Consider the following 6,418-nt stretch of genomic DNA (forward strand, 5'->3'; position numbering starts at 1 on the left):
TGGCGCAACAGTGCCTTGAGGTAATCACGGACGGCCACCGGGCTTTCCAATACAGAGTCCGTGCGCAGCCGTTCGGCCAGGTGACGCCGGGACATTTCCAATACCGCCTGCAACTGGGCAAACTTCGCCGGCCCCAGCCCCAATTGCTGGCTGAACAGCGCCTGGCTGGCCTCCAGCAGTGGGCGAAGCCCGCCAAATTGCGCCAACAGGTGGCGGGCCAGATCGACCGCGCTTCTACCGGAAACCCCAGTGCGCAGGAAAATCGCCAACAGCTCGGCATCGGACAGACTCGCCGCCCCCCACGCCAGAAGTTTCTCCCGTGGACGCTCCGCCACAGGCCAATCACGAATACTCATCCCACCTCCCTCTCCATACGCGCCATGGCATGTGCGCCGCTGTTGCCTGGCGGGCGCTGTGTTATCGTAGGCCCTCTTTTTTGCGTGCGATTTCACCTGGGGAGGGGTCATCGCAGGCGTCACTGAACTGGCATCACTGAACTGGAAAGGCAAACCAATGCAGCGTCTGTATCGGAAACGCATCGTTCTCGGCGTCGGCGGCGGCATTGCCGCCTACAAGAGCGCAGAGCTGGTTCGCAGGCTCCTGGACCAGGGCGCCGAAGTGCGCGTGGTCATGACCCGTGGCGGCAGTGAGTTCATCACCCCACTGACCATGCAGGCCCTGTCCGGCCACCCGGTTCACCTGGACCTGCTGGACCCGGCGGCAGAAGCCGCCATGGGCCATATCGAGCTGGCCAAATGGGCCGACCTGGTCCTGATCGCCCCGGCTACTGCCGACCTGATCGCACGCCTGGCCCAAGGCATCGCCGATGACCTGCTGACCACGCTGGTACTGGCCACCGACGCCACCGTCGCCATTGCTCCGGCCATGAACCAGGCCATGTGGCGCGACCCGGCCACCCAGGCCAATACCCAGCTCCTGCAAAGCCGTGGCCTCAAAGTGTTCGGCCCGGCCTCCGGCAGCCAGGCCTGCGGCGACGTCGGCATGGGCCGCATGCTCGAAGCCACCGACCTGGCGCTATGCGCCGCCGAGTGCTTCCAGCACCTGGCCCTGACCGGCAAGCATGTGCTGATCACTGCCGGCCCGACCCAGGAAAACATCGACCCGGTGCGCTACATCACCAACCATAGCTCAGGAAAAATGGGCTTTGCCCTGGCTGAAGCGGCGGTCGAGGCAGGCGCACGCGTCACCCTGATCACCGGTCCAGTACATTTGCCGACCCCGGATCGGGTCACGCGAATCGACGTAGTCAGCGCCCGCGACATGCTGGCGGCCTGTGAGGCGGCCATTCCGTGCGACCTGTTCATCGCCTCGGCAGCGGTTGCGGACTACCGTCCGGAAGTGGTCGCCCCGCAAAAACTCAAGAAAGACCCTACAAGCGGCGACGGTCTGCTCCTGCAAATGGTGCGCAACCCAGACATCCTGGCCACCATCGCCACCCGTCCAGACCGGCCGTTCAGTGTCGGCTTCGCCGCCGAGACCGAGCATTTGCTGGACTACGCTGCACGCAAATTGAAAGATAAAAACCTCGACCTGATCGTTGCCAATGATGTCGCCAACCCGAGCATCGGCTTCAACAGCGAGGAAAACGCCTGCAGCGTGATCGACCGCGACCTGCACGCCACCCTTTTCGCCCAGACCAGCAAGGGCAAGATTGCCCGCCAACTGATCTCTTTTATCGCCCAACGGCTGAACCAGGTTTAATTTCCATGCACGCTTTGCAAGCCAAGATCCTCGACCCACGCATCGGCAACGAATTCCCACTGCCGGCCTACGCCACACCGGGCTCCGCCGGCCTGGACCTGCGCGCCATGCTCAAGGAAGACACCGTTCTTGAACCGGGCCAGACCATCCTTATCCCTACCGGCCTGTCGATCTATGTGGGCGATCCTGGCCTGGCGGCACTGATCCTGCCGCGCTCCGGCCTGGGCCACAAACACGGCATCGTGCTGGGCAACCTGGTGGGCCTGATCGACTCCGACTACCAAGGCGAACTGATGGTGTCGTGCTGGAACCGTGGTCAAACCGCTTTCAACATCGCTGTCGGCGAACGCATTGCCCAGTTGGTACTGGTGCCGGTGGTACAAGCGCACTTCGAACTGGTGCAAGAATTCGACGAAACCCAACGCGGCGCAGGCGGTTTTGGGCATTCCGGCAGCCACTGACTAAGCTGAATCAGGCCGGACGCCCCCGCCCGGCCCGATACCACCGCACGGCTTTTCAGGATGAAGAATGCGCGGATCCAATCAGCGAGATTTCCCCTATGAAATCAATGCATTGCGCGATCGCCACAACGGAGCCAGCCCTCCGATGGCCTTTTTGCACCACGAACTCTCTGCCAAAAACGTCGTCATACCCTTCAGTTTGAGCCTGCCGGTCAGCCACTTTAAGGCCAGCCTTGCCCCCTTCAGATGGAGTTTCCCCCCGCGATGAGTACCGCAGCCCGAGTAGCCCCGACCTTCCCCGACAGCATTTTCCGCGCCTACGATATTCGTGGCGTCGTGCCCAAGACCCTGACCGCCGAAACCGCTTACTGGATCGGCCGCGCCATCGGCGCCCAAAGCCTGGCCCAGGGCGAGCCCAATGTCTCGGTCGGCCGTGACGGTCGCCTGTCCGGCCCGATGCTGGTGGAACAGCTGATTCAGGGCCTGGCCGACAGCGGTTGCCATGTGAGCGACGTGGGCCTGGTGCCGACGCCGGCGCTGTACTACGCCGCCAACGTACTGGCCGGCAAATCCGGGGTGATGCTCACCGGCAGCCATAACCCGTCGGACTACAACGGCTTCAAGATCGTCATCGCTGGCGACACCCTGGCCAACGAACAGATCCAGGCCTTGCATGACCGCCTGAAAAATAATGACCTGACCAGCGGCAAGGGCAGCATCACCAAGGTCGATATCCTTCAGCGCTACTCCGACGAAATCACCCGCGACGTCAAACTCGCACGTCGCCTGAAAATAGTGGTGGACTGCGGCAACGGCGCGGCCGGCGTGATCGCACCGCAGCTGCTCGAAGCCCTGAACTGTGAAGTCATCCCGCTGTTCTGCGAAGTGGACGGCCACTTCCCCAACCATCACCCGGACCCAGGCAAGCCTGAAAACCTGGTGGACCTGATCGCCAAGGTCAAGGAAGTGGGCGCCGATGTCGGCCTGGCCTTCGATGGCGATGGCGACCGCGTCGGTGTGGTGACGGAAACCGGTGAGATCGTGTTCCCGGATCGCCTGCTGATGCTGTTTGCCCGTGACGTGGTGGCACGCAATGCCAACGCCGAAATCATCTTCGACGTGAAATGCACCCGCCGCCTCACGCCACTGATCAAGGAATATGGCGGTCGCCCGCTAATGTGGAAGACCGGTCACTCGTTGATCAAAAAGAAAATGAAGGAAACCGGCGCCCTGCTGGCCGGCGAAATGAGCGGCCACGTGTTCTTCAAGGAACGCTGGTTCGGGTTTGACGATGGCATTTACAGCGCCGCTCGTCTGCTGGAGATCCTCAGCAAGGAAAAATCCACTGCCGAAGAGCTGTTTCAGACCTTCCCGAATGATATTTCTACGCCAGAGATCAATATCCATGTGACCGAGGAGAGCAAATTCAGCATCATTGACGCACTGCACGATGCGCAATGGGGCGAAGGCGCCAACCTGACCACCATTGATGGTGTGCGAGTCGATTACGCCCAAGGCTGGGGCCTGGTTCGCGCGTCCAACACCACACCGGTGCTGGTGCTGCGTTTCGAGGCGGATACCGAGGCGCAGTTGCAGCGCATCAAGGACGTGTTCCACGCCCAGTTGAAACGTGTTGCCCCTGATCTCCAATTACCGTTCTGATTTTTTACCGGAGCCCTGAATGACCCTCGAACGCGAAGCCGCTGCCAACACTGCCAAGGTCCTGTCCGAAGCGTTGCCTTACATTCGACGCTACGTCGGCAAGACGTTGGTGATCAAGTACGGCGGCAATGCCATGGAAAGCGACGAGCTCAAAACCGGCTTTGCCCGCGATATCGTGCTGATGAAAGCCGTGGGCATCAACCCGGTGGTGGTGCACGGCGGCGGCCCGCAAATCGGCGACCTGCTCAAGCGTTTGTCGATCGAGAGTCACTTCATCGATGGCATGCGCGTCACTGACGCGCAGACCATGGACGTGGTGGAGATGGTCCTCGGCGGCCAGGTCAACAAGGACATCGTCAACCTGATCAACCGTCATGGCGGCAGCGCCATCGGCCTGACTGGCAAAGACGCGGAGCTGATCCGCGCGAAAAAACTCACGGTAACCCGCCAGACACCGGAAATGACCCAGCCGGAAATCATCGATATCGGCCAGGTAGGTGAAGTGGTTGGCGTGAACACCGACCTGCTGAACCTGCTGGTGAAAGGCGACTTCATTCCGGTGATCGCGCCGATCGGTGTGGGTGCCAATGGCGAGTCCTACAACATCAACGCCGACCTGGTAGCCGGCAAGGTGGCTGAAGCGCTGAAGGCTGAGAAGCTGATGCTGCTGACCAACATCGCTGGCCTGATGGACAAGCAAGGCAAGGTGCTGACCGGCCTGACCACCCAACAGGTGGACGAGTTGATCGCCGATGGCACCATCTACGGCGGCATGCTGCCGAAGATCCGCTGCGCACTGGAAGCGGTGCAAGGCGGCGTGGGCAGCTCGCTGATCATCGATGGCCGCGTACCGAATGCGGTATTGCTGGAAATCTTCACGGATACCGGCATGGGCACGCTGATCAGTAACCGCAAGCGTCCTTAACTGCTACAAACAAAAAAGCCCCCATTCAATTGAATTGAGCGGGGGCTTTTTTGTTTGTACGCGGTCCAAATGTGGGAGCTGGCTTGCCTGCGATGACGGCGGCACATTCAACGATTCTATCGACTGATACACCGCTATCGCGGGCAAGCCCGCTCCCACAGGGGATCGGTGTCAGACGCCAAATTGCTCGCGGTATGCGCGAACAGCAGGCAAGTGCTGCTTGAGCTGCGGATCATCTTCCAGGAACTGCAACACCTGGTTCAACGACACGATGCTCACGACTGGAATGCCGAAATCGCGCTCCACTTCCTGGATCGCCGACAACTCACCGTTGCCGCGCTCCTGGCGGTTCAGCGCGATCAGCACGCCCGCCGCCTTGGCGCCGTCCTGGGAGGCGATGATCTGCATCACTTCACGGATCGCAGTGCCGGCGGTGATCACGTCGTCGATGATCAGCACTTCACCTTTGAGTGGCGCGCCCACCAGGCTACCGCCTTCACCGTGAGCCTTGGCCTCTTTACGGTTGAAGCACCACGGCAGATCCTGCCCATGATGCTCAGCCAACGCCACGGCGGTCGCGGCCGCCAAAGGGATGCCTTTGTAGGCCGGGCCGAACAGCACGTCGAATGCAATACCGCTTTCAACAATGGCCGCCGCATAGAAACGACCTAGCTGAGCCAGGGCCGAACCCGAGCTGAACAAGCCCGCATTGAAGAAGTACGGGCTGGTGCGCCCGGACTTGAGAGTGAACTCACCGAAGCGCAAAACGCCGCGATCGATGGCAAAACGAATGAAATCGCGTTGATACGCCTGCATGAAAAAAGCCTCAGATACCACGGATTTAGCTAATTAGGTAGACGGCGTGTATCATACACGCACGCGATTTTTGGGGCCATTTATGCGGATCATCAGTGTGAACGTTAATGGTATTCAGGCTGCAGTCGAGCGTGGTTTGCTCAGTTGGCTGCAAGCTCAGAATGCCGACGTCATCTGCCTGCAGGACACCCGCGCCTCCGCCTTTGAACTGGACGACCCAGCCTTCCAACTGGATGGCTACTTCCTTTATGCCTGCGATGCCGAAGTGCCCACCCAAGGTGGCGTGGCTTTGTACTCGCGGTTGCAACCCAAGGCGGTCATCAGCGGCCTCGGCTTCGAGACAGCCGACCGCTACGGGCGCTACCTGCAAGCCGATTTCGACAAGGTCAGCATCGCGACCTTGCTGCTCCCTTCGGGGCAGAACGGCGATGAAGACTTGAACCAGAAGTTCAAGCTAATGGACGATTTCGCCCGTTACCTGGATAAACAGCGACGCAAACGTCGCGAGTACATTTATTGTGGCTCGCTGTACGTGGCGCAACAGAAGCTGGATATCAAGAACTGGCGCGACAGCCAGCAATCCCCGGGCTTCCTGGCGCCAGAACGGGCCTGGATGGACGAGATTGTCGGCAACATGGGCTATGTGGATGCCCTGCGCGAAGTCAGCCGCGAAGGCGACCAGTACAGCTGGTGGCCGGATAACGAACAGGCTGAGATGCTCAACCTGGGGTGGCGCTTCGACTACCAGTTGCTGACCCCGGGTCTGCGCCGGTTCGTTCGCAGCGCACGCCTGCCACGCCAGCCACGCTTCTCGCAGCACGCGCCACTGATC

General features: G+C 60.7%; 6 protein-coding genes and 1 pseudogene. 5 read left to right on the forward strand and 2 right to left on the reverse strand.

Features of this window, described 5'->3' with window-relative positions; genetic code table 11:
* Window positions 1-356, reverse strand: a 356-nt coding sequence (locus ACRESD_RS12415) for a UPF0758 domain-containing protein (protein WP_431751159.1), incomplete at its 3' end; no start/stop codon positions are given.
* A gap of 157 nt (window positions 357-513) precedes the next feature.
* Between ACRESD_RS12415 and coaBC the strand changes: the two genes are divergently transcribed.
* From coaBC to argB, 4 genes and pseudogenes are all read left to right on the forward strand, one after another.
* Window positions 514-1,722, forward strand: coding sequence for a bifunctional phosphopantothenoylcysteine decarboxylase/phosphopantothenate--cysteine ligase CoaBC (gene coaBC, locus ACRESD_RS12420; RefSeq protein ID WP_016970585.1), 1,209 nt, complete (start codon window positions 514-516; stop codon window positions 1,720-1,722).
* Window positions 1,723-1,727: 5 nt separating this feature from the next.
* Window positions 1,728-2,183 (forward strand): dUTP diphosphatase, encoded by a 456-nt coding sequence (dut, locus tag ACRESD_RS12425; protein ID WP_016975923.1) that lies wholly within the window; start codon window positions 1,728-1,730, stop codon window positions 2,181-2,183.
* 240 nt (window positions 2,184-2,423) lie between these two features.
* Window positions 2,424-3,845, forward strand: a pseudogene (locus ACRESD_RS12430) (phosphomannomutase/phosphoglucomutase); the annotation flags it as partial.
* 19 nt (window positions 3,846-3,864) lie between these two features.
* Window positions 3,865-4,770, forward strand: a complete 906-nt coding sequence (gene argB, locus ACRESD_RS12435) for an acetylglutamate kinase (protein WP_431751160.1) — start codon at window positions 3,865-3,867, stop codon at window positions 4,768-4,770.
* A 171-nt stretch (window positions 4,771-4,941) separates the two neighbouring features.
* Here argB and pyrE read toward each other — a convergent pair whose 3' ends face one another.
* Window positions 4,942-5,586 carry an orotate phosphoribosyltransferase gene (gene pyrE, locus ACRESD_RS12440; RefSeq protein ID WP_431751161.1) on the reverse strand — a complete coding sequence of 215 codons (645 nt, stop codon included), beginning with the start codon at window positions 5,584-5,586 and terminating at the stop codon, window positions 4,942-4,944.
* 82 nt (window positions 5,587-5,668) lie between these two features.
* On the opposite strand from pyrE, the gene ACRESD_RS12445 reads away from it, so the two are divergent.
* Window positions 5,669-6,418 (forward strand): catabolite repression control protein Crc (locus ACRESD_RS12445; RefSeq protein WP_431751162.1); only part of this gene is annotated, 750 nt, incomplete at its 3' end.

Source organism: Pseudomonas sp., assembly GCF_050739995.1.
In the GTDB taxonomy this organism is placed as follows: Bacteria; Pseudomonadota; Gammaproteobacteria; order Pseudomonadales; family Pseudomonadaceae; genus Aquipseudomonas.

What these genes read in the sequence shown, in the direction of transcription:
- coaBC (WP_016970585.1), top strand. Translation starts at nt 514, where the DNA reads ATGCAGCGTCTGTATCGGAAACGCATCGTTCTCGGCGTCGGCGGCGGC.
- dut (WP_016975923.1), top strand. Translation starts at nt 1,728, where the DNA reads ATGCACGCTTTGCAAGCCAAGATCCTCGACCCACGCATCGGCAACGAA.
- argB (WP_431751160.1), top strand. Translation starts at nt 3,865, where the DNA reads ATGACCCTCGAACGCGAAGCCGCTGCCAACACTGCCAAGGTCCTGTCC.
- pyrE (WP_431751161.1), bottom strand. Translation starts at nt 5,586, where the DNA reads ATGCAGGCGTATCAACGCGATTTCATTCGTTTTGCCATCGATCGCGGC.